Below are 22,700 nucleotides of genomic sequence, written 5' to 3' on the forward strand. Positions count from 1 at the left end.
TATTTCAGGACTAGACACAAGATTGATGGGGATGCGCCAAGCGAGCCTTGGGCCTTACTCCTGCGTGACCCCCTGACGGCGCTGGATGGGCAGGGGGTTGGCGCGCCTGAGCGGGCTGGTCGGAGCCAGGGCGCGCCACTCTCGCCACAGCAGGTAGCACAGCGGCGGGGCCAGCAGCAGTATGCTGACGGGCTGGGCCAGAAGCACACCATCACGGCCCCACCAGAGCGGCAGCAGGAGGATGATCGGCAGCAGCAGCAGGGTCTTGCCAAGGGAGAGCGCAAGCGCCTGGCGGGTACGGGCCATGGATTGCAGCAGCACTATGCCAAACAGCAGCACCCCCTCCAGGGGAATGGCGGCCAGGTTGAGGGTCAGGCTGCGCACCGCCGCCGCCAGCAGCTCGGGATCCTGGACGCCGGTATAGAGCATGGCGACCTGGCGTGGCAGCAGCTGGATCAGCAGCCAGACCACCATGCCGTAGATCACCGTGATCTTGAGCCCCATCATCATCAGGAACCTCAGATCCCTGTGTCGCCCGGCCCCTGCCGCCTGGCCGATGAGGGGCTGGATGCCGAAGGCCAACCCCTGCAGGATCACCACGAACACCGCCTCCGTGTAGCCGGCCACGGTGAAACCGGCCAGATCCTTGACCGAGCCGTGGATCATCAGCTGGCTGTTGTGCAGCAGCAACAGCAATCCCAGGTTGAACTGGGCGATGAGGCTCGGCAGGCCGCAGAACAGCAGGGTGGGCATGGCGCCGACTCTGGGCAGCAGCATGGACGGGGAGAGGCGTAATCTGGCATAGGGGGTGAAGAAGTAACCCAGCCCGAGCAGGCTGACGACGGCCTCGGAGATGAGTGTCGCCTGGGCGGTGCCCACCAGCCCCAGCCCCAGCTGACCGACCATGAGGTAGTTGAGGAGGATGTTGAGCACGGCGCCGCTGCTGACCAGGATCATGGCCAGCCTGGGGCGCCCGTCATTGCGCAGCAGATAGGGCACCGCCAGGTTGGCGGCCAGCAGCAGGGTACCGCCACCAATCCAGGTGAGGTAGTCGCTGGCCTGTTGCCAGATGGCCGAGCCTGGCTCGATTCCCAGCGCTCGCAGGATGTCGCCGTGCCAGTGGTGCAGCAGCAGCGGCGCGATCGCGCCCAGGATCAGCACCAGCCAGAGGGCATTGACCAGGGTCTGGCGGGCCGACGTTAACTGCTTCGCCCCTTGCTGGAGGGAGATGGTGGTGGCGGCCCCCATGGCGAGCATGGCGGCGAGGCCGATCAGCACCATGATGACGGGGTAGACCAGGTTGATGCCGGCGAGGCCAGCAGCACCCACGTAGTGGCCGACGAAGATGCCATCGACCAGGTAATAGGCGCCGGAGACCAGCATGGCGAGGATGGAGGGGAGCGCGTAGCCCCAGAAGCGCCGGGTCATGGCCCGCTGGCGTCGGATGAAATAGGCTGACATAACTGTGCTTCTCGCCGGGTTCAGGGATCGAAGTCACAGTGTAGATTGTCACATTTTAATTGATAATCAGGCTTTTACTTGATGAATTGCTGAATACTGCTCATCAATCAAGGCTGGCGATGGTGCGCCTTCAACATGTCGATCAGGGCTCGCAGGCCGTTGCCGAGCTGGTGGCGACTGGGATAGAAGAGATTGAAACCGGCAAAAACGGGGCTCCAGGGAGCCAGCACCGTCACCAGCCGACCCGCCGCCAGCGCCTCCTTCACCTCCTCCTCATAGCAATAGGCCAATCCCAATCCCGCCTCGGCCGCCCCCAGATAGAGTGCCGGGGTGCTGGTGGTGAGGGGGCCGCTCACCTCGATCTCCAGCAACTCGCCGTCGGCGGCAAATGCCCAGCGGTAGTGATGATGGGGGGTGAGGCGATAACCAATGCAATCATGCTGGGTCAAATCAGATGGGTGGTTGGGTGTGCCACAACGTGCCAGATAATCAGGTGATCCCACTACCAGATAACGGTGCAGCGGGCCCAGCGGCACGGCGATCATCTCCTTGGGCAGGAGGTCGCCATAGAAGAGGGCCGCGTCGTAGCCATCCTCGATGAGACGCGGCATCAGCTCCTGCTCCACCACCTCCACCTGCATGCGCGGGTAGCGAATCAGATAGTCGATCAGCACCGGGGCCAGCAGATCGTGGATGGCGGCGCGGGGTGCGCAGATCTTCAACCTGCCGACCGGTTCATCGCCGTGGCGGGTCAACTCCTCGAGGGCCCCCTCCAGCTGGCTCAGGGTCGGCAGCAGTTGTGCCAGCAGCCGCTGGCCGGCGTCGGTCGGTACCACGGCTCTGGTGCTGCGATTGAGCAATCTGACACCCAGACGACGCTCAAAACCTTTCAGCGAGTGACTCAGGGCCGAGGCCGAGACCCCAAGCTCGAGCGCCGCCTTGCTGAAACTCTGGTGACGGGCGACGGCGGCAAATACCGCGAGTTCGGCGAGGTCGGTGCGGGTGATGGTCATCTTAATTAAGCAAAGGAGAGGGGGAAAACAAGGGTACGCCATGGCAGGACAGGACACAATCAGCACGCTAAAACGGGGTTTGTGAACGAATTGTTGTTGCTCACAGGCCATAGAATCCAGTGAAACAAATTTGATTTGTTAAAAAAATCTAACAAATCGGCGCCTGCAATGTGATCTTGCGCGATTGAAAGGCGACTGGAGTCAAACTTTGGTTGATTAATTCAAAAAAACGCTGTGATTAATAGCCCCTTTTAATTAGAGTCAGCCCATCGAATGAGGTGGTCGTTGCGAAGTTGTTAAATAAGGCGCGCGACACACATCAGCATCACGATCTCACACCTTCGTTTGTTGCGATTTGGTTGCCACAAGGAGTGATGGCCCGATTGCCGGGGTGTGAGAGTAAAAAGGACGAAGAGCAGGCGTTCCAGGGAGATGGAACCGGGCCCATGGCCCACACCCGACTAGTAAGATTCCACTTTCCTTGATGACAGGAACATCCCTATGTCTGACATGAATATTGCAGTTGAAGGCAGCTTAGCCAGTAATGCATCTTCCCGTGGCATCAATAAGGCCGATCTGGTCTGGATGCTGGGCCTGTACGGTACCGCCATCGGTGCCGGTGTCCTCTTCCTGCCGATCAACGCCGGTGTCGGTGGTCTGTGGCCGCTGGTTGCCATGCTGGTCCTGGCCCTGCCGCTGACCTTCTTCGCACACCGTGGCCTGACCCGCTTCGTGCTGTCCGGCTCCACCCGTGATGGCGACATCACCGAGGTGGTGGAAGAACACTTCGGCAAGACAGCAGGCAAGTTCATCACCCTGCTCTACTTCTTCGCCATCTACCCGATCCTGTTGATGTACTCGGTTGCCATCACCAACACGGTAGAGAGCCTGATGGTGCACCAGCTGGGCATGTCTGCTCCGCCCCGTGCCATCCTGTCGCTGGTGCTGATCCTGGGCCTGATGGCGATCGTTCGCCTCGGCGGCCAGGTCATCGTCAAGGCGATGAGCGTGATGGTGTTCCCGTTCGTCATCACCCTGATGGGTCTGGCACTCTACCTGATCCCCCATTGGAATGGTGCCATCATCACCGAAGCGCCGGCCCTGTCCGACGCCTTCAACGGTGACTTCATCAAGACCCTGTGGCTGGCGATCCCGGTGATGGTGTTCTCTTTCAACCACTCCCCGATCATCTCCTCCTTCGCGGTGGACAACAAAGGCCGCTACGGCGAGAACGCCGAGAAGAAGTGCAGCAACATCCTGCTGGGCGCCCACGTCATGATGGTCATGACCGTCATGTTCTTCGTGTTCAGCTGCGTACTGAGCCTCTCCCCGGCCGATCTGGCTGCTGCCAAGGAACAGAACATCTCCATTCTGTCCTACCTGGCCAACCACTTCGACAACCCGGTTATCGCCACCGTAGCACCGCTGATCGCCCTGGTCGCCATCAGCAAGTCCTTCCTGGGCCACTACCTGGGGGCACAAGAGGGCATGAACGGCCTGATGGCCAAGGCACTGCGCGAGAAGGGCAAGAAGGTCGAGATCAAGCAGCTCAACAAAGTGACCGCTGTCTTCATGATCCTGACCACCTGGGCCATCGCCACCATCAACCCGAGCATCCTCGGCATGATCGAAGACCTGGGCGGCCCCATCATCGCCATGCTGCTGTTCCTGATGCCGATGTACGCCATCACCAAGGTGCCTGCCATGCGCAAATACGCTGGCAACATCAGCAACGGCTTCGTGACCCTGATTGGCCTGATCGCCATGTCCGGCATCATCTACAAGCTGATTTCCTGATAAAACCTGCAATCCCTTGCATGAAAGCCGCCTCGACAGAGGCGGCTTTTTTTATGGGCGCAGCGATAGCCCTTAACAAGCAGGCGGCAGCGGCCTAACATGGCGGGATGTTTTTTTGAGTCGGGACAAAAGGATATGTCTGCGTTGAAGAAAGAGCTCGGGCTCTGGCAGGGGATGGGGCTGCTCGCCACCTCCCTGCTCGGCACCGGGATCTTCGTGGTACCGGCGACCGCGGCGTCGCTGGCGGGGGGCGCCTCGCTCTGGGCCTGGGTGTTGCTGATCGTGCTGGTGCTGCCCATCGCCTTTACCTTCGCCCGGCTCGGCCGTCGCTACCCTCATGCCGGCGGTGCGCCGCACCTCATCGGCCTCGCCTTTGGCAATGGCGCCGAGCGTTTCTCCGCCTTCCTGTTCCTGGCGGTGCTGCCGGTGGGGCTGCCCGCCGCGCTCACCATAGCTGCCGGCTTCTGGCACGCCCTGTTCGACATGGGGGAGTGGACCCTGTGGGCCATCCAGCTGCTGACCCTGCTCGGGGTGTTTTTGCTCGGCCTGCGCGGCGCACGCTCCTCGGGCAACCTGCAACTGCTGATCGCCCTGGCCATCCTGGGGCTGACCCTGCTCATCTGGTTCAAGGGGGATCTCGGCTGGCGCGATGCCGCCCAGCCGCTGCCGACCGAGGCACAGTGGCCCGCCATGGGCACGGCGCTGGCGGTGATGTTCTGGTGTTTCGTGGGGCTGGAAGCCTTCGCCCACATGGGGGAGGAGTTCAAGCGGCCGGAGCGGGACTACCCCTTGGCACTGCTCGGCGGCGTGTTGCTGGCGGGGCTGATCTACTGGATCCACTCGCTGGTGGTGCTCAAATACGGTCTCTATGGGGATGAGGCGACCAATGCCACCGCCATCCCGGCCCTGCTCTCCCTGCTGTTCGGCCCCACTGCCAAGTGGCTGGTGGCGATCCTGGGGTATCTCTCCTGTTTCGCCAGCATCAATATCTATCTGCAGGGCTTTGCACGCCTGATCTGGAGCATGGCGCGGGAGGGCAAACTGCCGGTCTCCCTTTCCCGTCTCTCGGCCCGGGGGGCGCCGCTGGCGGCCCTGTGCTGGGTGCTCGTCATCTGCCTCGTCTCCATCACCCTGATCCTCTGGCTCAAGCTGCCGCTCGATGAGCTCATCCGCTACGCCAACGGCAACTTCGTGCTGGTCTATCTGCTTTGCATGGCGGCGGGCTGGCGCCTGCTCGGCGGCATGGGCAAGGGGCTGGCGGGACTCAGCGTGTTGCTCTGCCTCGCCGTGCTGGTGGCACTCGCCTCCCAGGTGCTCTACGCCGTGCTGCTGAGCGCGGGTTACGGCCTCTTCTCCCTGTGGCGCCGCATGCGTCGCCGTCGGCGCCTGCACGATGAGGGCTCCCTCTCCGCCATCAAGTCACGCCAGTCGGCAACCCGATAGCAAAAGCCCCGCAGTGCGGGGCTTTTTGTTGGTTACAGATTGCTTGGCAGCTCACTGCGCAAGATGGCGTAGTGGCGCAGGGAGATGAAGCCACCGGCCTTGACTTCGGACTCCCGCGCCGTGCCTTCATAGTGAAAGCCGGCCCGCTCAAGCAGGCGCGCCGAGCGGGTGTTGGGCTCCTCGACCACCGCCAGCAGCCGATGCAGATCCGTGGTGTGGTAGATCAGGGCCAGGGCCTCGCCCATGATCCCCTTGCCCCAGTATTCGGGATAGAGCCAGTAGCCGAGCTCGGCGCACTTGTGGCGCGGGTCGGCGCCGTTGTAGCCGACGGCGCCCACTGGCTCATCGGTATCCGGGTCGCGGATCAGGAACCAGGCGCCGCTGCCGGTCCGGGTTATCTCGGCGTACCAATCCATCTGTGCCTGGCAGGCCGCCAGGCTGTGGTAACTGACGCCGTAGTAGGCGATGACGTCGGGATCCGACAGGCCGCGATAGATGTGGGGCAGGTCGCTGGTCTGGATGGGGCTTAGCCTCAGGGTCGCCGTTGATGGGTGTGACATAGGTGTCTCCTGGCGGCCACTGCTGGCCGCCCTTGGGTCAATGGGATAGATGGAACGGGTTGCCGGATCAGCACTCGTTGAGGCCAAGATGCGCGGTGAGCTGGTGCAACTCGTCGCGCCATGCCTGTTGCAGCCTTGGGGTCTGGTGCTTGGGCCTGCGGGCGAGATCGGCGGCGAGCAAGGCCTCCAGCTCATACCAGCGCGCCAGCTGCGCCTCTTCGTCATCCCCGGCTCCGCCCGGCTGCTCGAAGGCCGCGTCGGGCGAATCGCTCACCTTGTCCTCTTCTTGCGTGCCGAGCAGTTCGGCATAGGCCCGCTCGGCACTGTGCGCCTCGTGGATCCGCCCGTCTCGTATCAGCCAGAAGCGGTTGCAACTGCGCTCGATCAGATCCCGGTCGTGGGAGATCAGCAGAACGCCTCCGGCAAACTGAAGCAGGGCTTCGGCCAGCTCCTCCTTGCCCTCCAGATCCAGGTGGTTGGTGGGCTCATCGAGCCAGAGCAGATGATGATTGGCCAGCGACAGGGCGAGAAACAGCAGTCTGGCCCGCTCGCCACCACTCAAGGCCCGCACCTGCTGGCCGTGCCTGGAGTAGGGGAAGCCCGCGCGGATCAAAGCCTGGCGCAGCGTCACCCCCGGCAGGGGCGTCAGGGAGTAGAGGGCGTCGGTCAGGCTGGCGCCATCGTCGAGTTGCTGCAGGGCCTGATCGTAGTAGGCGATGCTGGCGCCGGGGTGGTGATACCAGCCCTCGGGTGGCAGTTGCTCGCGCAGCTCGCGCCAGCACTGGCGCAGCAGGGAGGACTTGCCCGTGCCGTTGGCACCGAGCAAGGCGACCCTGTCCCCCGAACGGAGCCTGAGCCCCTCGGCTCGCAGCAAGGGGGGCAGGCCGGGGGCCGGGCGCACCTCGAGCGCCTCCAGCCGCAGCAGGGCGTCGGCTTGCAGCCCCAGCCCGTGCAGCTCGAGCCGCCAGGGGGCACCGGCGCCGACCTGGCTCTGCTCCTCCTGCAACTTGACGATGCGTTTCTCCATGGACTTGGCCTGGCGCACCAGCTTCTCGTTGTCGTGCTCCCGCCCCCAGATGGCGAGGCGCTTGCTGCTGGCACTCAGCCGGTCTATCTCCTTCTGCTCGTCAGCCCGGCGCTGGCGGGCATTGTCGTCCTCCTCGGCCAGCGCCACCCTGGCCTGGCTGCAGGGAAGGGCGAAGCGATAGAGCCGCCTGTCCCGCAGGATGAGGGTGTCGCTGGTCACCCGATCGAGCAGGCGAGCGTCGTGGGAGACCAGCATGAGGGCACCGCGCCAGCCCAGCAGGAAGCGCTCGAGCCAGAGCAGGGAGGGCAGATCCAGGTGGTTGCTGGGCTCATCGAGCAGCAGCAGGTTGGGTTGGCGCAACAGGGCGCGCCCTATCTGCAAGCGGCTGTGCTGGCCACCGCTCAGGGCACTGACCGGCACTGCCGCCTGTTCGCTCAGTTGCAGTTCGGTCAGCATCTTGTCCACCTGCCAGTCGAGGCTGGGGTCGAATGCCAGGGGCTCTGCCAGCACCTCGCGGGTACTGAGTGTCTGCAATGGCGTGGGCAGATGCTGGGATACAAACTCGCAGCGGCAGGGGGCGGCTCTGTGTATACGTCCGTCTTGGGGCGGGATCTGGCCGGCCAGCAGAGCGAGCAGGGTGCTCTTGCCACTGCCATTGGCGCCGATGAGGCCGATGCGATCGCCGCTCTGGATGCTTAGATCGAGGCCGTCGAATAAGGGAAGGTGTCCCGCAGTCATCTGCAGGGAATGGGTACTCATCAGGGTTGTCATGCTCTTGCTCTCTTAAATCGCGGGATCGGAGATCCCTGTCATCAGGAGCGCTGGCGACAACGGTCGAGAAAGGTCTCGGTTTGAAAGGAGTCGGCTTTGCTCGAACCCGCTATCGCAGCGCGATGGTGTGCAGGCAAGAGCGGGCGAATGTGCCGAACAGGCGGGCCGAGAACATCGGACACGCTTGGATAACCATTTTTTACCTCCTTGTGTTTCGTAATGGCACGGTGCGGCGATTATAGGCGTAGAAAAAATAGCCGTCTATCGGGGAATGGGGGAGATATGGGGCTATCTGGCAGTGAAAAGGAGCCTTCATCGGGGCTGCCGGCAAAACAAGAGCCCCGCGGGGCGGGGCTCTTTTCGCAGAGGTGCGGGATCAGTCGCGCGGGGTCTTGAGCGCCTGGATCAGGTCCTCGCCCGGGGCCAGTCCCTCCACATGGTTGAAGCTGTCGAGCCCCTCCTGTGGATTGATGGTGAAGGCGTCGGCGCTGCGATAGCTGCCGCTGCCGGCGCTCTCGACGATGACGATGAGCTCGGGCTGCTTGTCACCATTGAGATCCTGCAACTTCAGCTCCTTGATGCTGCCATCTCGCGGCAACACCTTGCCGTCGATGAACTGATCGAGGGGAAACTCGGGGTTGGCACCGGAGTAGAGGCGCACGTCGTAGCTGCCGGTGGAGGCAGGCTCACCGCGCCCTTCGCTGACGGTGATCACCTGGCCGGAGGGCAGCGTCAGCTGTTTGAAGAGACCGTCCGCCGCTTGTGTGGTCAGTGGCAGGCTGAGCAGACCGAGAGTAATAAATAAGGCTTTCATGGATGTGACCCTTGTTGCTGCTATTGATGGCGGGAACAGGGCCCCCGCCGTACACAGGCCCTCGACAGGGGCGCCGGCAGTCTCTGCTGACCGGCACCCTGTCGAGCACCTCATTACCATATCTTGACCCGTTTGGCCGGGTCCAGATAGAGCTTGTCACCCGGCTGTATGTTGAACGCCTCGTAGAAGGCGGGGATGTTCGGCACCACGCCATTGACCCGATATTCGGGCGGGGAGTGGGGATCCGAGGAGAGCAGCATCTGCATCAGCTCGGGTCTGTACATCCCCTTCCAGACCTGGGCCCAGCCGAGGAAGAAGCGCTGCTCGCCGGTGAAGCCGTCAAGTACCGGGGCCTCCTTGCCATTCAATGACAGCAGGTAGGCCTTGTGGGCTATGGTCAGGCCGCCGAGATCGCCGATGTTCTCCCCCAGGGTGAACTGGCCGTTGACGTACTGGCCCTTGATGGGCTCGAAACGGTTGTACTGGGCCACCAGCCGGCTGGTACGGAAGCGGAACTCCTTGAGATCCTGCGGCGTCCACCAGTCGCGCATCAGGCCGTTGCCGTCTGACTTGGCACCCTGATCGTCGAAGCCGTGGCCCATCTCGTGGCCGATCACCCCGCCGATGGCGCCGTAGTTCACCGCATCATCCGCCTGCATGTCGAAGAAGGGCGGCTGCAGTATGGCGGCCGGGAACACTATCTCGTTGTTGCTCGGGTTGTAGTAGGCATTCACCGTCTGCGGCGACATGTGCCACTCATCCCGGTCCACCGGCTTGCCGAGGCGTGCCAGGTTGTCGGCATATTCGAAGGCGCGGGCCCGTTGCAGGTTGCCCATCAGATCATCGGGCCGGATCTCGATGGCGCTGTAATCCTTCCACTTGTCCGGGTAGCCGATCTTGGGTCTGAACTTGGCCAGTTTTTCCAGCGCCTGGGCCTTGGTGGCCGGCGACATCCAGTCCAGCTCCTGGATGCTCTGGCCATAGGCGGTGCGCAGGTTCTCCACCAGATGCTCCATGCGGGCCTTGGCCTCTGGCGGGAAGTAGCGCTCCACATAGAGCTGGCCGACCGCTTCACCCAGGTTGTTGTCCAGCACGCCGAGGGCGCGCTCCCAAGGGGCGCGCTGCTTGGGCGTGCCGCTCAGGGTGGTGCCGTAGAAGGCAAAGTTCTGGGCGTCGGTCTGGCTGTCGAGATAGGGGGCGTAATCGGTGATGAGATGCCACTTGAGATAGGCCTGCCAGTCACCGATCGGGGTCTGCCGCATCAGGCCATCCAGGGCCGTCAGGTAGCTTGGCTGACCGATGACCAGGCTGCCCTGATCGGCGAGGCCGGCCTGGTTGAGATAGGCGTCCCAGTCGATGCTGGGGGCGAGGCGTTTGAGCTCGCTCACCGGCCCCTTGTTGTAGTTCTTCTCCCGATCCCGCAGGGCCACGTTGTCCCACTGGATCCGGGCGATCTGGGTCTCGAGGGCCAGGATGCGCTTGGCCTTGGCCCCCGCATTCACCTCGCCGAAGCGGCTCAGCATGGCGGCGATGTGGCGCTCGTATTTCTGGCGCAGTGCCTCGCTGGCCGCGTCCGTCTTGAGGTAATAGTCCCGATCCGGCAGGCCGAGGCCGGATTGATAGAGGTAGACCGCATAGTTGTCCGGCGCCTTGGCGTCGGCGCTTATCCAGAAACCGAAGGGGGCATCACCGCCGGTGCGGCCGGCCTGGGCAAAGGCCCTGGCCAGAGCGCCCTTGTCGCGGATCAGATCGATCTCGCCGAGCAGGGGCAGCAGCGGGGCCGTGCCTCTGGCATCCCGGGTTCCCTGATCCAGATAGCTCTGGTAGAGATCGTGGATCTGCTGGGCCGGGGTGCCAGGGGCTGCCGACTTGCCGTCCAGCCCTTCCACCAGCACGCGCACGTCCGCCAGGGATTTGTCCCGCAACATGTAGAAGGCGCCATCGGCGGGCCTGTCGTCCGGGATCTTGGCGGTGCCGAGCCAGTGGCCGTTCACGTAGCGGAAGAAATCGTCGCCGGGCTTGACGCTGGTATCCATGTTGGCCAGCGCGAGGCCGGAGTGCTTGTTGCTGTTGTCCGGCGCCTGACTACAACCGGCCAGCAGGGCCAGCCCGATGAGGCCAGCCAGTATGCTCTTCTTATTGTTCATTCTGCTTTATTCCAATTCGGGTTATTCAGTGTCCCTGGCATGCCGGGAGGAGGCTCACTCTAGCAGTCGGCTCGAGGCTTGATAAGCCCGGCGCCGCCACGCACTCGCCTCTGGTGTGCGATCAGGCTCTGCTCGGGGTGAAGGCACCGCTCGGAATTCTCCCTTATTGGTATAAACTCCGGAGCCTGTGGGGATCGAAAGCGGGTTGACGATCTCCCGTGACCGCTCGTGAGCAGGTGCCAGGTTCGGCCCGGCTATGTTGGGGAAGCCAATGATTTCTCGTATGTATTCTCGCTTTTGTCAGACTCTGCCCGCGCCGGAAGGTTCCAATGGCGTGCTGGTGGCCTTCAGTGGTGGGCTCGACTCCACCGTCTTGCTGGTGCTGGCGGCGCAGTTTGCCCGCGAGCAGGGGCTGGCGCTGCGTGCCCTGCACGTGCACCACGGCCTGAGCCCCCATGCCGATGCCTGGGTGCGCCACTGTGAAGGGGTCTGTCAGCAACTGGCGGTGCCACTCATCGTCGAGCGCGTGACCCTGGTGCGCGGCAATGGCGAGAGCCTGGAGGCGCAGGCGCGCAAGGTGCGTTATCAGCGCCTTGCCGCCCGGCTGGGGGAGGGGGAGTGGCTGCTCACCGCCCACCATCAGGACGATCAGCTGGAGACCCTGTTGCTGGCCCTCAAACGCGGCGCCGGCTTGCGGGGGCTGGCGGGGATTGTGCCGAACCAGCCGTTTGCCGCCGGCCGCCTGCTGCGCCCGCTACTCGAGGTGAGCCGCGACGAGCTGGCGGAGCTGGCCGCCAGCCTGCCTTATGACTGGGTGGAGGATGAGAGCAATCAGGACACCGAGTACGATCGCAACTTCCTGCGCCAGACGATTATCCCGCAGCTCAAGGCACGCTGGCCCGCCATGGCCCAGACGGCGGCACGCAGCATGGCGCTGTGCGCCGAGCAGGAGGCGTTGATCACCGAGCTGGCCGAAGCCGACTGGCAGAGTGCCGGGGAGGGAGAGGCGCTGCACATAGCGCCGCTGCTGGCCTTGTCCCCTGTCCGGCGCAATAACCTGCTGCGCCACTGGATCCGCCTGCAGGGGGAGGAGATGCCGTCGCGGGAGCTGCTCGGTCTGCTCTGGCAGGAGGTGGTGCTGGCGCGGGAGGATGCCAACCCCTGCCTGAGTCTGAAGACGCGGGATTGCCGCCGTTTTCAGGGGCGACTCTATCTGGTACGGCCGGGTTTGTCGCCGCGTCAGGAGGTGCTGCCCATCCGGATCGGCGAGACCATCTCATTGCCGGACGAGCTGGGGCTGATCAGCCTGCTGTCGTGCTCGGCGGGGGAGGGGCTGCGCCTGCCGCGCGGGGACGAGCCGCTCACGGTGCGCTTCGGAGTGGCGGCGGGCAGCATGCTCAAACCCGTGGGGAGGGTGGGCAGCCGGCGGCTGAAGAAGTTGCTGCAAGAATATGGGGTGCCCTCCTGGCAGCGGGGCCGCATTCCCATCCTCTATTACGGCGAGCAGGTGGCGGCGGTGGCGGGGCTCTTCATCTGTGACGGTTTTCTGGCGCCTAGGGGCGGCATCGACTGGCACTGGCAGCGCGCCATCACCCCCGACAACCTGTGATCGAGACCCCGTCACGACGAGCCCGTGAGGTTCGTCTGCTTGCTGGTGAGGAAGGGCATCCGCTGGCAGCATGGCATGGCCCTCGATATGGAATGAGGTTTAGTCGGTCATCCCGGCTTGCTTGCGGGCATTGGGAAGGGGCATCCGCTGGCGGCACGACATGTCCTCCGATAAAGAATGAGGTTTAGTCGGTCATCCCGGCTTGCTTGTGGGCGTGGGAAGGGACATCCGCTGGCGGCATGGTATGTCCCTCGATATTGGGTACGATGTGCCCCTCGATAAGAAATAAGGTTTAGTCGGTCATCTCGGCCTTCTTGCGGGCGTAGAGATGGGCATCCGCCGACTCGTACAGGCTCTGCACATCCAGCCCAGAGTGCCAGCTGGCGGCCCCCAGGCTGCACCCCACCGCGAAGGCGCTGAGTTCCTTGTGGCTGTGCAGCACATGCTGCAGCCGCAGCCAGACCGGGCGCCAGGCCTCGGGCTCGGCCGGTTGCAACAGCAGGGCAAACTCGTCCCCCCCGAGACGAAACGCCTGATCCGTGCTGCGGATGCAGCTCGTGAGCAACTGGGCGAAACGGCTGAGCACCAGATCCCCCACCGGATGACCCCAGGTGTCGTTCACCTGCTTGAACCTGTCCAGATCCAGCAACACCAGCACCAGACCATGGGACTCCCGGCAGTGCTGCTCTACCGCACGGCCGATGGCCTCGTCGAAATAGGAGCGATTGCCAAGGCCGGTCAGGTGATCGAGCCGCACCTGCTGCTCCAGCCCGTCCAGCCGCAGATAGAGCGGCAGTGGCAGGCTGAGCACCTGGTGATACTGCAGCAGGATCCGCTGCTGGCTGCTGCTCATGGGCTGCTCCAGCTCGTAGTGCAGCTGGCCGAGCCGCAGATCGTGCTGGCCGCGCAGCTCGAAGCTATAGCTGTGCAGCACCTGTCTGGCCTGGGGAGGATGGGAGATGAGGGCGTGGGGCCGGCCGGCGTCAAAATAGAGTGTCTGGATCCGGACAATGCTTGCCGCCCGCTCGGCAAAGATTGCCAGCAGTGCGCCCAGATCCCGTTGTGCCAGCAACTGCTCGAGCAACGGGTTGCGATCCTGGCTGACCAGCGGCGTGAGCCGCTCCATCTGCTGGACCCACTGCTCTATGCCATGCCCGAAGCCATTCAATGACGATGTGTTTTCCACGTTGCAGCCCTTCAACCTCTCCACTCATTGGCGCTTTGCTTGCAATCCTTGTGCCCAAAATATGCGCGATGAGAAACAAGAGGCTAACTAGGCTTAATGAAATAAAAAGAGAGGAAAAAGGGGGGTCATGGCATCCGGTTTTTCCCTCTCGGCGATCCTGTCGTAGAGGGCTTGTGCCCCTATTTCAATTCGACGATTTCGACGCGGGGAGGCGAGAGGCGAGAGGCGGGAGAGGAATCGGGTGCTGATATCTATACCTGCCGCCGCGCGAGAGCGGCTATCCCGCCGGAGGAGGCTCGTGTCCCTGTTTTAACGCGAAGCATTCGACGCGGGGAGGCGAGAGGCAGAGAGGTATCGAGCGCTTGATAGGAGGACATGGCGTCGCGTGAAGGGGGTGGCAGCGCGTTATGTCGTTGGGTGTTTCACCGGTAGATGAAGAGGAGGGGAAAGTGTATGCAGACGTATTGATCCTGCTGCTTGCCGCCGTCCTGTTGGTGGCGATCTTCCGGCGTCTCGGTCAGCCGGTGATCCTCGCCTACCTGTTCGCCGGCATGTTGCTCGGCCCCCACGGGGTGGCCATCGTCACCGGTCAGGCCATGATGCAGACCATAGGGGAGTTGGGGATCGTCTTCCTGATGTTCTCCCTCGGCCTCGAGTTTTCGCTGCCACGGCTGCTCTCCATGCGCAAGCTGGTGCTGGGGGTTGGCGGCCTGCAGGTGCTGCTCACCACCTCGTTATTCTTTTGGCTCGCCTGGTGGTGGGGGCTGAGCCTGCCCCAGGCGCTGGTGGTGGCGGGCACCCTGGCGCTCTCCTCCACCGCCGTGGTGATCAAGCAGCTCGGCGAGCTGAAGCAGATGCACACCCGGCGCGCCCAGCTCGGGGTGAGCGTCTTGCTGTTTCAGGATCTGGCGGTGGTGCCGCTGCTGGTGATGATCCCCATCCTGGCCCAGTCCGAGGTGCAGGGCAGCGCCCTGCTGGCGGAGGTTGCCTGGGCTTCCCTCAAGGGGCTGATCGCCCTGATCGTCCTGCTCGCCGTGGGCAAGTGGCTGCTGCCCATGGTGTTTCACGAGGTGGCGCGGGCCCGATCCGACGAACTGTTCGTGCTCAGCGCCCTGCTGGTGGCCCTGCTCGCCGCCTCCCTCACCCAGTGGATGGGGCTCTCCATGGCGCTCGGCGCCTTCCTGGCCGGCATGATGCTGGGGGAGTCCCACTATCGCCATCAGCTCGAGGTCGACATCAAGCCGTTTCGGGACGTGCTGATGGGGCTCTTCTTCATCACCATCGGCATGACCATGGACTGGCAGCTGGTGGCGCGTTTCTGGTGGCAGGTCATCGCCTGTGTGCTCGGACTCATCCTGTTCAAGTCCCTGCTGGTGCTGCTGGCGGGCCGGCTGATGGGGGAGCGCAAACGCGATGCGCTGGCCGCCGGCATCATGCTGAGCCAGGTCGGCGAGTTCGGCTTCGTGCTGCTGGCGCTGGCGAGTCACCACGGCCTGCTCAGCCAGCAGCAGGTCTCCTTGCTCATCGGCATCGGGGTCACCTCCATCGCCTTGACCCCCTGGTTGGTGCAGCAGGCCCAGGGGCTGGCCCACTCCCTCACCGACACGGGGCTGCTCTCTCGCTCCGAAGTCGCCCAGTCGGGCCTGAGCAAATACCAGCATGTCATCATCGCCGGCTTCGGTCGCACCGGGCAGACCTGTGCCCGTTTCCTGAAACTCGAGGAGTTGCCCTTCCTCGCGCTGGATCTCGACCCCGAGCGGGTGAGCGAGGCCAAGCTGGCAGGGGAGCAGGTGGCGTTCGGCGATGCCAGCCGGCGCGACATCCTGTTGGCGGCGGGCCTGATGCGGGCGCGGCTGGTGATCATCACCTTCGACGATCCCAAGCGGGTCGACGCCATGCTGATGCTGGTCCGGGAGCTGGCGAGCGGGGTCAAGGTGCTGGTGCGCACCCGGGATGACAGCTTCCTCGAGCACTACAAGCAGGGCGGGGCCTTCGAGGTGATCCCCGAATCCCAGGAGGGGGCCCTGATGCTGGTGTCCCACCTGCTGCTCAACTGCGACATCCCCATCGGCCGGGTGATCCGGCGCATGGAGCACGAGCGCAGCAGCCAGTACCGCTTCCTGCACGGCTTCTACTGGGGGGATCAGAGCGCCAGCAATCTGGAGACGGATCAACAGCTCGAACGGTTGCACCCCGTGCTCTTGCACGATCAGGCCTGGGCGGTGGGGCGCCGGGTGCGGGAGCTGCCGCTGGGAGAGGTGCGCGTCAAGGCGGTTCAGCGCGGGGATCAGAGTCTCGAGGCCAGACCGGAGCTGCGGCTGGCAGCGGGGGACAGGCTGGTGCTGTTTGGCAATGCGGTGGCCATGGAGCAGGCCGAGCAGCGGCTGCTGGAGGGGTACTAGGCTCCCTCCTGTCTTCAAGCCTCCTCGCGCACCCGCTCGGCGATGCCCAGAAATTCCTCTATGCGCTGACGCTCGTTCAGCGCGTCCTGATACCCCAGCTTGATCAACTGCTGGCAATACCCCGGATGAAACATCAGGAAGCTGGCCAGGCTGCTGCTCTCGTGGCCGTTCACCCCCAGCACCCGCAGCAGGCGGCGCAGCTGGGTCGGCAACTTGTGCAGGTAGTCGAGGGCGATGAGATCCAGATCCTGGCTTGGCCTTATCACGCAGGTCTCCACCTGGCGCAGTTTGAGCCGATTGCGCTCCCGCTCAGGGATGAGGGACAGGGTCTGATTGATGCGGCCCAGCCGCTCCAGATCCGAGTTGAGGGTGTCGGAGAAGACGGTATTGAGCAGGTGCCCGGCGATGTTGGAGCTGGTCAGGTGACCCTGACGAGGGGCCATCTCACCCTGATGGGGCGAGTCCAGGGTCACCAGCAGGATCCGCTCCGCCCCCAGGTGGATGGCGGGGCTCAAGGGGCTCAGCTGGTGGATGGATCCATCCCCGTAGAAGCGCTCGCCGATGCGGGTGGCCGGAAAGACGAAGGGCAGCGCCGAGGAGGCCAGCAGGTGATCCGAGGTGAGCAGGGTGCGCAGGCCGCGCCGTCTGGCCCGCTCCCAGGGCTGGTGCTCGGCCCGTCCCTGGAAGAAGGTGGTGGAGAGGCCGTCGTCATAGTCGGAGGCGGTGATGGCGATGGCCTCCAGGCTGCCGTAGAGGATGTTGTCGTCGATGCGGTGATAGTCGATGAGCTGATCCAGCAGGCGGCGCAGGGGGGCATTGTCGAACAGATGGAAGGCGCGGTTGCTGTCCGGGCTGATGAGGCCGGCCGAGCCCTGATACAGGGTGCGCCACAGCAGCTGGCAGGGGTGGAAGTCGAAGATATGGTGGGTCTCGAAACGGCGCCAGACCCACTCCAGTTTGCGTACCCCCAGGTGGAAGCAGGAGGCATAGCAGGCCAGCGCCGTGATGTTGAGCGCCCCGGCCGAGGTGCCGCACAGGATGGGAAAGGGGATGCCGAGGTTGCGGGGGTAGAGCTCGGCCACCGCCTTGAGGACGCCGACCTGATAGGCGGCGCGAGCACCGCCACCGGTCAACAGAAGAGCTGTGCTGGGTCTGGCCATGATGGAGCGCCTTATTGTGATTGCAAGGGCGGGTTGCCACCGCGCAATTTAACTATAAGGCGCTGTATCAAATATAAAAATGGGCCGCGCCATCATTTTTTGGGGCGGCCTATTTGCGATAGGAGCAGGGAGCGGGTTCAGGCCGGATGGTGCGGCTGGATCAGCTGATCGAAGGCGGCGAACACCGGCGGGCTGGCGAGGATGCGACCGTGGCCGAGTCCGCGGGTGCTCACCAGCCGGGTGCGACCGTCCTGGGCTGCACGCAGGGAATCCTGGTGGGGGGCAAATCGGTCCTCCTCGTCGTGGACGATCAGCGCAAGCCCTTCGCGATCCGCGAGCCGGCCGAGGGGATCCACGGTGCTGAGGGGATGCTGGTATTCGCGCTCGATCTCTTTGACCACCGCATCGAACAGCCGGATGGAGTAGCCGGAGCGCGCCACCATGCCGTAGAGCTGGGGCACGTAGTCGAGCACCGGCGAGATGAGCAGCAGCGGCAACTTGTCGAGGGCAGGGTGGTGGCTCGCCAGGGTGACGGCGCCCCCCATGCTGTGGGTGATGACCCCCTCGATGGGGCCAAAGCGCTCGAGCAGCTCGTCGAAGGCGCGCACGAAACGGGGCAGATGACCGGTGTGGCCCTCGCTCTGGCCGTGGGCGGGATGATCGTAGGCCAGCGCGGTGTAGCCCTGGGCGGCGATGTGCGTCATCAGCGGATAGAACTGGCTGGCGCTGCCGGACCAGCCGTGCATCAGCAGCCAGACCGGGCCCTGACCGAGCCGATAGCTCATCAGCCCCCCTTCGCGGGTGTGCACCGCCTGCTGCACCAGCCCGGCCGGTGCGTCTGTCTCGCGGCTGGGTCGTTGCGGGGTCAGCAAAAGCTTGCTGGCGGTGCGCCTGGCGTGGGCGGGGGCCAGCACGTGGTGCAATCGGGTGCCGAGCCCCAGCAACAGTTTGCTCGGGCTGAAACGGCGGGTGTTGAAGTAGATCTTGCTGCTCATGGTCATCCTGTCGTTTTTATGTGCGAACGGTCGTGCTTTTTATCGGGTTTTTAAAAACTAGTGCCAGCTCATCAGCAGATTTTCCACCTCGGGCCAGAAATGGCGGGCCGGATCCTGACACAGATCCAGCGCATTGAACACCTGATCCCCCAGATAGAGGCCATAGAGCCGGTAGACGGCGCGCCAGGGATCGAGATCCCTGCGCCACTCACCCTGGGCCTGGCCCTGCATCACCTGGCGGGCCAGGTAGTCGAGCCAGAAGCGCACCAGCTGGCGGGCGGCTCGCTGGACCTCCCCCTCCTGGGCCGAGGTCCAGGCGTCGAGGAACATGCAGCGGCCGGAGAAGCTCTGGTTCCAGGCCAGCCAGGCCTGGAGCAGGGCGACCAGCTTCGCCTGCTGGGTCTGGTGTTGCTGCTGGCGCACCGGCTGGATCACCCGCTCGCGAAACACCTCGGCGGAGTAGGTCAGCACGGCGATCTGCAGGTTGTCGCGGGACTGGAAATGAGCAAACAGACCGCTCTTGGACATCTCGCATGCGCTGGCAAGGGAGCCGATGGTCAGGCTCTCCAGCCCTTGCTGGCTGGCCTGCTCGAATGCCGTCTGCAAAATGTTCTCGCGGGTCAACCGGCCCTTGCTCATCACGCGCTCCTCAATGTTGTCAGCAGCATAAAGTACGACCGTACTATTTGTCGAGGGATGACAGCCAGAGGATGATCATCCGTCTGGCTCAGTCGTTCTTGATGCCCATCTGCTGCAGGGCCATGACAGCCTGGGTACGGTTCTTTACGTCGGGTTTACGGAAGGCTGTGGTGATGTTGGGTCTCGCGGGTAGCACGGGCTCAATCGTCCTTGATGCCCATCTGCTGCAATGCGATTACCGCCTGGGTACGATTCTTGACGCCGAGTTTTCTGAAGATGGCGGTGATATGCGCCTTGATGGTGGCCTCTGAGACATTGAGCTCCCAGGCGATCTGCTTGTTGAGGCTGCCGTCCCGCAGCATGATCAGCACCTTGTACTGCTGGGGGGTGAGGCTGGCCAGTTTGCTCGCAAAGTCGGGGCCATCCTCGGACTCGGGATGCAGGGAGATCCCTTCCGGTATCCAGTTATCCCCGCCGATCACCGTATTGAGGGCGCTGACCAGCTCCTTCATGGGGACGGACTTGGGGATGAAGCCGAGGGCGCCGAGCCGCAGTACCTGCTGGATGATGGCGGTGTCTTCCGAGGCGGAGACCACGACGATCGGCAGGTCCGGGTATTGGCCGCGCAGATAGGCGAGCCCTTCGAAGCCGTTGGCTCCCGGCATCTTGAGATCGAGCAGCAGCAGATCCACCTCGGGATGCTCTCCCAGCAGGCGGGTCAGGCTGTCGATGGAGTCGGCCTCCAGCAGCCGGGCGTCGTCGATGGCCATGTGCACCGCCTGATAGAGGGCGCCCCGAAACAGGGGGTGGTCATCTGCGATGACGATGGTAAATTGGCTGTCCATTGCTCACATTATTGCTAACTGATTGTTTTGAAAAATCAAACTAGCACCGCGTCCCTAAGGGGTCAAACCCGCAGGCGTGCAAATGTGAGGCGACCATGAGATGTCGTGCCCGCGGGCCGATTCATGGCATCAACAACCCGAGCAGGAGGCAACGAATGGGATCCTTGGTATTGACGGTGGGCACCGGCTCCACCTGGGCGATGCGGGCGGCGCTGGTGCTCGGTCTGAGCGGGCTGGCGTGGCAAGAGCAGGTGTTCGATCTGGAAGACGCCAAGGCGCTGGCACGGCTCAAGCGGTTGGCACCGGCCGGGCTGGTGCCCTGGCTGGATGATGGCGAGCTGCGGGTGCACGACTCCCTGGCCATCGCCGAATACCTCCATGAGCTGTGCCCGGCGCGGCAACTCTACCCGGCGGCGCGGGCCGAGCGGGCACTGGCCCGCAGCCTGTGCGCCGAGCTGCACTCGGGTTATGGCCAGATCCGCAGCCTCCTGCCCTTCTTCCTCGGCGCGCCGACCCAGAGTGAACCGCCGGTGGAAACCATCGGCGAGCTGGCCAGGTTGCAGACGCTCTGGGCTCAGGCGAAGGGACCCTTCTATTTCGAGGAGGCGGGGATCATCGACGCCTTCTACGCGGTGATGGCTTACCGGTTGGCGAGCTACGGCATCGCGCTGCCCGGTCAGGCGGGCGCCTATCAGCAAGCCCTGCTGGCCTGGCCCCTGTGGCAGGAGACGCTGGTCAAGGCGCGGTTGCAGTGGCCGGAGCAGGCCCGCCGACCGGCATAAGCGCAGCTGACCTTGCCGTCAAACGAGAGAGGGGAGCCGATGGCCCCCCTTTATGTCTTCTTGTCAGGCTAGTTGCTAGGTCATTTCTGCCGTCCGGCGAAGACCACCACCACCTTGTCGGCCCCCTTCTCGCGCACGAAGCTGTAAGGGGCATTCGAGAGCTTCTGGTGGCTGCCCGCCGCCACCGCCGGGTGGGCCGCCCTGAACTGGCCGAGGCGCTGCCAGTGTTTGACCAGCTCGGCCTTGTCACCGCTCCCCAGCTCCTGCCAGTTCATGTCGCTGCGCACGCTTTGATCGAACACGCCCCCATCCTTGGCCAGCCCCCGGCCGGACTCGTCACCGTAGTAGAGCTGGATGCCGCCCGGCAGCAGCATGAAGCTGTTCGCCACCCTGCGTTGCAGCGGCACATCCTGATAGTCGCCGAAGAACAGCTTGGTGTCGTGGGAGCTGATGTAGCTCAACACGTTGAACTCGGGATCCTGGTTGATGCGGCTGGCGTAGCTGGCATAGGTCGGCTCGGCGCCGGCCATGCACTGGGCTTGGGGCAGGGCGAACTCACGCTGATAGTCGAAGTTGATCAGGGAATCGAAGCCGTGTCGATACCAGAAATCCTTGGCCACCCCGTGATCCCACACCTCGCCCACCATGTAGAACGGCAGGGCGTCGAGGGCCTTGCTCGGGTTGGCGGCCTTCCACTCCTTGAGCGCCGCCGTGCCCGCCTGCTTGAGTCTGGCCCACACCGCCGGCTCCAGGTGCTTGACGGTGTCGGCCCGGAAGCCGTCGATGCCGAAGCGGCGTACCCAGTCGGTGTGCCAGGCGATCAGGTAATCGCTGACCGTGGCATTGGGCAGCGCCTTGGCCCTGGTGTCTTTCTTCGCCGCGAGCAGGGGAGGCAGCCCCACCGGCTTGCTGGACTCGGTCAGGAAGTCCGGCAGCCCGGCCACCGAGCCGGTCACGTCGTCGGTGCCGGGCTGCGGATAACCGGGCAGGCCGGTGCGCACCCAGTCGGGGCCCCACCACTTGCTCCAATCGCTCGATTGATAGTCGATGAACTGGTTGTAGCCATGCCAGTTGAGGCCGCCGCTCGGGCGCCAGTCGTTCCCGCGAGGGGGCAGCTTGCCGGTGTTCTGGGTCAGGGTTTCGAGCCCCAGGTCCTGCAAGTCGGCCAGGGTGGCGTAACCTGCGTGGTTCATCACCACGTCCAGGATGATCCGCATGCCGCGCTTGTGGGCCTCGTCCACCAGGGTCTTGAGGCTTTCCTCGTCGCCATAGTTGGGGTCTATCTTGGTGAAGTCCAGTGCCCAGTAGCCGTGGTAGGCGTAGAAGGGGAAGTTGCCCTGCTCACCGCCGCCGATGAAGCCGTGGACCTGCTCCACCATGGGGGTGATCCAGATGGCATTCATGCCGAGCGACTTGATGTAGTCGAGCTTCTCGGTCAGCCCCTTGAAGTCGCCGCCATGCCAGGTGGCGACCTCGTCCTGACCATCCTTCTGGCGGCCGAAGCTGTGATCGTTGCCGGGATCGCCGTTGTGGAAGCGGTCGGTCAGCAGGAAATAGACGCTGGCCTGATCCCAGCTGAAGGGCTCAGCCTTCGCCGCCGCCGCCACGGGCTCGAGCAGCAGCAGGCCGCCGCTCGAAGCGCTCGGTGTCAGGGTCAGCTTGCCGCCCTTGACCACAGCCTCCTGTTTTGAGTAGGCGTCCCGCAGCCGGGTGCCATCCGGCCAGACCCCTTTGAGCGACACGGTGACGGGACCACCATCCCAGGCGATGCAGGGCTCTTCGGGAGGCTGGCGTTTGAACTCGCTCTTTTTGGTCGCCCGAAGGACCTTGAGGCTGGGGGTATCCGGGTTGAAGGTGAACTCATAGTCCCCCGCCAGCAACACTCGCAGGGTGAAGTTCTGATCCTTGGCGCAGTTGTCCATGGGCTGGGCCGTGCCGAAGGGGAGCGGCTTGGTCTCGCTCGGGCCGAAGCTGGTACCGCAGCTGTTGTCGGCGTCGCCGATGCGGATCTGGTGGCTGCCCTTGCTTAAGGTGTGGGTCAGGCTGATG

17 protein-coding genes are annotated in these 22,700 nt (G+C 63.9%); 5 read left to right on the forward strand and 12 right to left on the reverse strand.

The window, feature by feature from the left end:
• Nucleotides 1–54: 54 nt before the first annotated feature.
• The gene (locus LG30_RS0120735; protein ID WP_033132597.1) at nucleotides 55–1,461 is read right to left on the reverse strand and encodes an MATE family efflux transporter; all 1,407 of its coding nucleotides are present in this window, start codon (nucleotides 1,459–1,461) and stop codon (nucleotides 55–57) included.
• Nucleotides 1,462–1,568: 107 nt separating this feature from the next.
• Nucleotides 1,569–2,474, reverse strand: a complete 906-nt coding sequence (locus LG30_RS0120740; protein ID WP_033132598.1) for a LysR family transcriptional regulator — start codon at nucleotides 2,472–2,474, stop codon at nucleotides 1,569–1,571.
• Nucleotides 2,475–2,975: 501 nt separating this feature from the next.
• Between LG30_RS0120740 and LG30_RS0120745 the strand changes: the two genes are divergently transcribed.
• Nucleotides 2,976–4,271: an HAAAP family serine/threonine permease gene (locus tag LG30_RS0120745; protein ID WP_033132599.1), complete on the forward strand. Its 1,296-nt coding sequence runs from the start codon at nucleotides 2,976–2,978 to the stop codon at nucleotides 4,269–4,271.
• Between the two features lie 135 nt (nucleotides 4,272–4,406).
• The gene (gene yjeH / locus LG30_RS0120750; RefSeq protein ID WP_033132600.1) at nucleotides 4,407–5,714 is read left to right on the forward strand and encodes an L-methionine/branched-chain amino acid transporter; all 1,308 of its coding nucleotides are present in this window, start codon (nucleotides 4,407–4,409) and stop codon (nucleotides 5,712–5,714) included.
• 32 nt (nucleotides 5,715–5,746) lie between these two features.
• On the opposite strand, the gene LG30_RS0120755 is transcribed toward yjeH, so the two are convergent.
• From LG30_RS0120755 to LG30_RS0120770, 4 genes are all read right to left on the reverse strand, one after another.
• The gene (locus tag LG30_RS0120755) at nucleotides 5,747–6,274 is read right to left on the reverse strand and encodes a GNAT family N-acetyltransferase (RefSeq protein ID WP_033132601.1); all 528 of its coding nucleotides are present in this window, start codon (nucleotides 6,272–6,274) and stop codon (nucleotides 5,747–5,749) included.
• Between the two features lie 67 nt (nucleotides 6,275–6,341).
• Nucleotides 6,342–8,072 carry an ABC-F family ATP-binding cassette domain-containing protein gene (locus LG30_RS0120760; protein ID WP_033132602.1) on the reverse strand — a complete coding sequence of 577 codons (1,731 nt, stop codon included), beginning with the start codon at nucleotides 8,070–8,072 and terminating at the stop codon, nucleotides 6,342–6,344.
• Nucleotides 8,073–8,448: 376 nt separating this feature from the next.
• Entirely contained in the window at nucleotides 8,449–8,886 is a 438-nt protein-coding gene (locus LG30_RS0120765; RefSeq protein WP_033132603.1) for a PliI family lysozyme inhibitor of I-type lysozyme, read from the reverse strand.
• 113 nt (nucleotides 8,887–8,999) lie between these two features.
• Nucleotides 9,000–11,033: a M13 family metallopeptidase gene (locus LG30_RS0120770; protein WP_033132604.1), complete on the reverse strand. Its 2,034-nt coding sequence runs from the start codon at nucleotides 11,031–11,033 to the stop codon at nucleotides 9,000–9,002.
• 271 nt (nucleotides 11,034–11,304) lie between these two features.
• On the opposite strand from LG30_RS0120770, the gene tilS reads away from it, so the two are divergent.
• The gene (gene tilS / locus LG30_RS0120775) at nucleotides 11,305–12,642 is read left to right on the forward strand and encodes a tRNA lysidine(34) synthetase TilS (RefSeq protein WP_033132605.1); all 1,338 of its coding nucleotides are present in this window, start codon (nucleotides 11,305–11,307) and stop codon (nucleotides 12,640–12,642) included.
• Between the two features lie 292 nt (nucleotides 12,643–12,934).
• On the opposite strand, the gene LG30_RS0120780 is transcribed toward tilS, so the two are convergent.
• Nucleotides 12,935–13,828 (reverse strand): GGDEF domain-containing protein, encoded by an 894-nt coding sequence (locus LG30_RS0120780; RefSeq protein ID WP_033132613.1) that lies wholly within the window; start codon nucleotides 13,826–13,828, stop codon nucleotides 12,935–12,937.
• A gap of 449 nt (nucleotides 13,829–14,277) precedes the next feature.
• Between LG30_RS0120780 and LG30_RS0120785 the strand changes: the two genes are divergently transcribed.
• Nucleotides 14,278–16,230 carry a monovalent cation:proton antiporter family protein gene (locus LG30_RS0120785; protein WP_033132606.1) on the forward strand — a complete coding sequence of 651 codons (1,953 nt, stop codon included), beginning with the start codon at nucleotides 14,278–14,280 and terminating at the stop codon, nucleotides 16,228–16,230.
• Nucleotides 16,231–16,244: 14 nt separating this feature from the next.
• Here the strand turns inward: LG30_RS0120785 and LG30_RS0120790 are convergent, their stop codons facing one another.
• From LG30_RS0120790 to LG30_RS0120805, 4 genes are all read right to left on the reverse strand, one after another.
• Nucleotides 16,245–17,390, reverse strand: coding sequence for a patatin-like phospholipase family protein (locus tag LG30_RS0120790; RefSeq protein WP_033132607.1), 1,146 nt, complete (start codon nucleotides 17,388–17,390; stop codon nucleotides 16,245–16,247).
• A 137-nt stretch (nucleotides 17,391–17,527) separates the two neighbouring features.
• On the reverse strand, nucleotides 17,528–18,385 hold the full coding sequence (locus LG30_RS0120795; RefSeq protein WP_033132608.1) for an alpha/beta hydrolase: 858 nt from the start codon (nucleotides 18,383–18,385) through the stop codon (nucleotides 17,528–17,530).
• A 57-nt stretch (nucleotides 18,386–18,442) separates the two neighbouring features.
• Complete coding sequence (locus LG30_RS0120800; protein ID WP_033132609.1) at nucleotides 18,443–19,024, reverse strand: TetR/AcrR family transcriptional regulator; 582 nt, start codon at nucleotides 19,022–19,024, stop codon at nucleotides 18,443–18,445.
• Nucleotides 19,025–19,224: 200 nt separating this feature from the next.
• Nucleotides 19,225–19,869 carry a response regulator gene (locus LG30_RS0120805; RefSeq protein WP_033132610.1) on the reverse strand — a complete coding sequence of 215 codons (645 nt, stop codon included), beginning with the start codon at nucleotides 19,867–19,869 and terminating at the stop codon, nucleotides 19,225–19,227.
• A 155-nt stretch (nucleotides 19,870–20,024) separates the two neighbouring features.
• Here LG30_RS0120805 and LG30_RS0120810 point away from each other — a divergent pair, with 155 nt between their 5' ends.
• A complete protein-coding gene (locus tag LG30_RS0120810) occupies nucleotides 20,025–20,651 on the forward strand; it encodes a glutathione S-transferase N-terminal domain-containing protein (RefSeq protein WP_033132611.1) in 627 nt (208 codons plus the stop codon).
• An 80-nt stretch (nucleotides 20,652–20,731) separates the two neighbouring features.
• On the opposite strand, the gene LG30_RS0120815 is transcribed toward LG30_RS0120810, so the two are convergent.
• Nucleotides 20,732–22,700 (reverse strand): alpha-amylase (locus LG30_RS0120815; protein ID WP_033132612.1); only part of this gene is annotated, 1,969 nt, incomplete at its 5' end.

Origin of the sequence: Aeromonas aquatica (assembly GCF_000764655.1) — a bacterium.
Lineage (GTDB): Bacteria > Pseudomonadota > Gammaproteobacteria > Enterobacterales > Aeromonadaceae > Aeromonas > Aeromonas aquatica.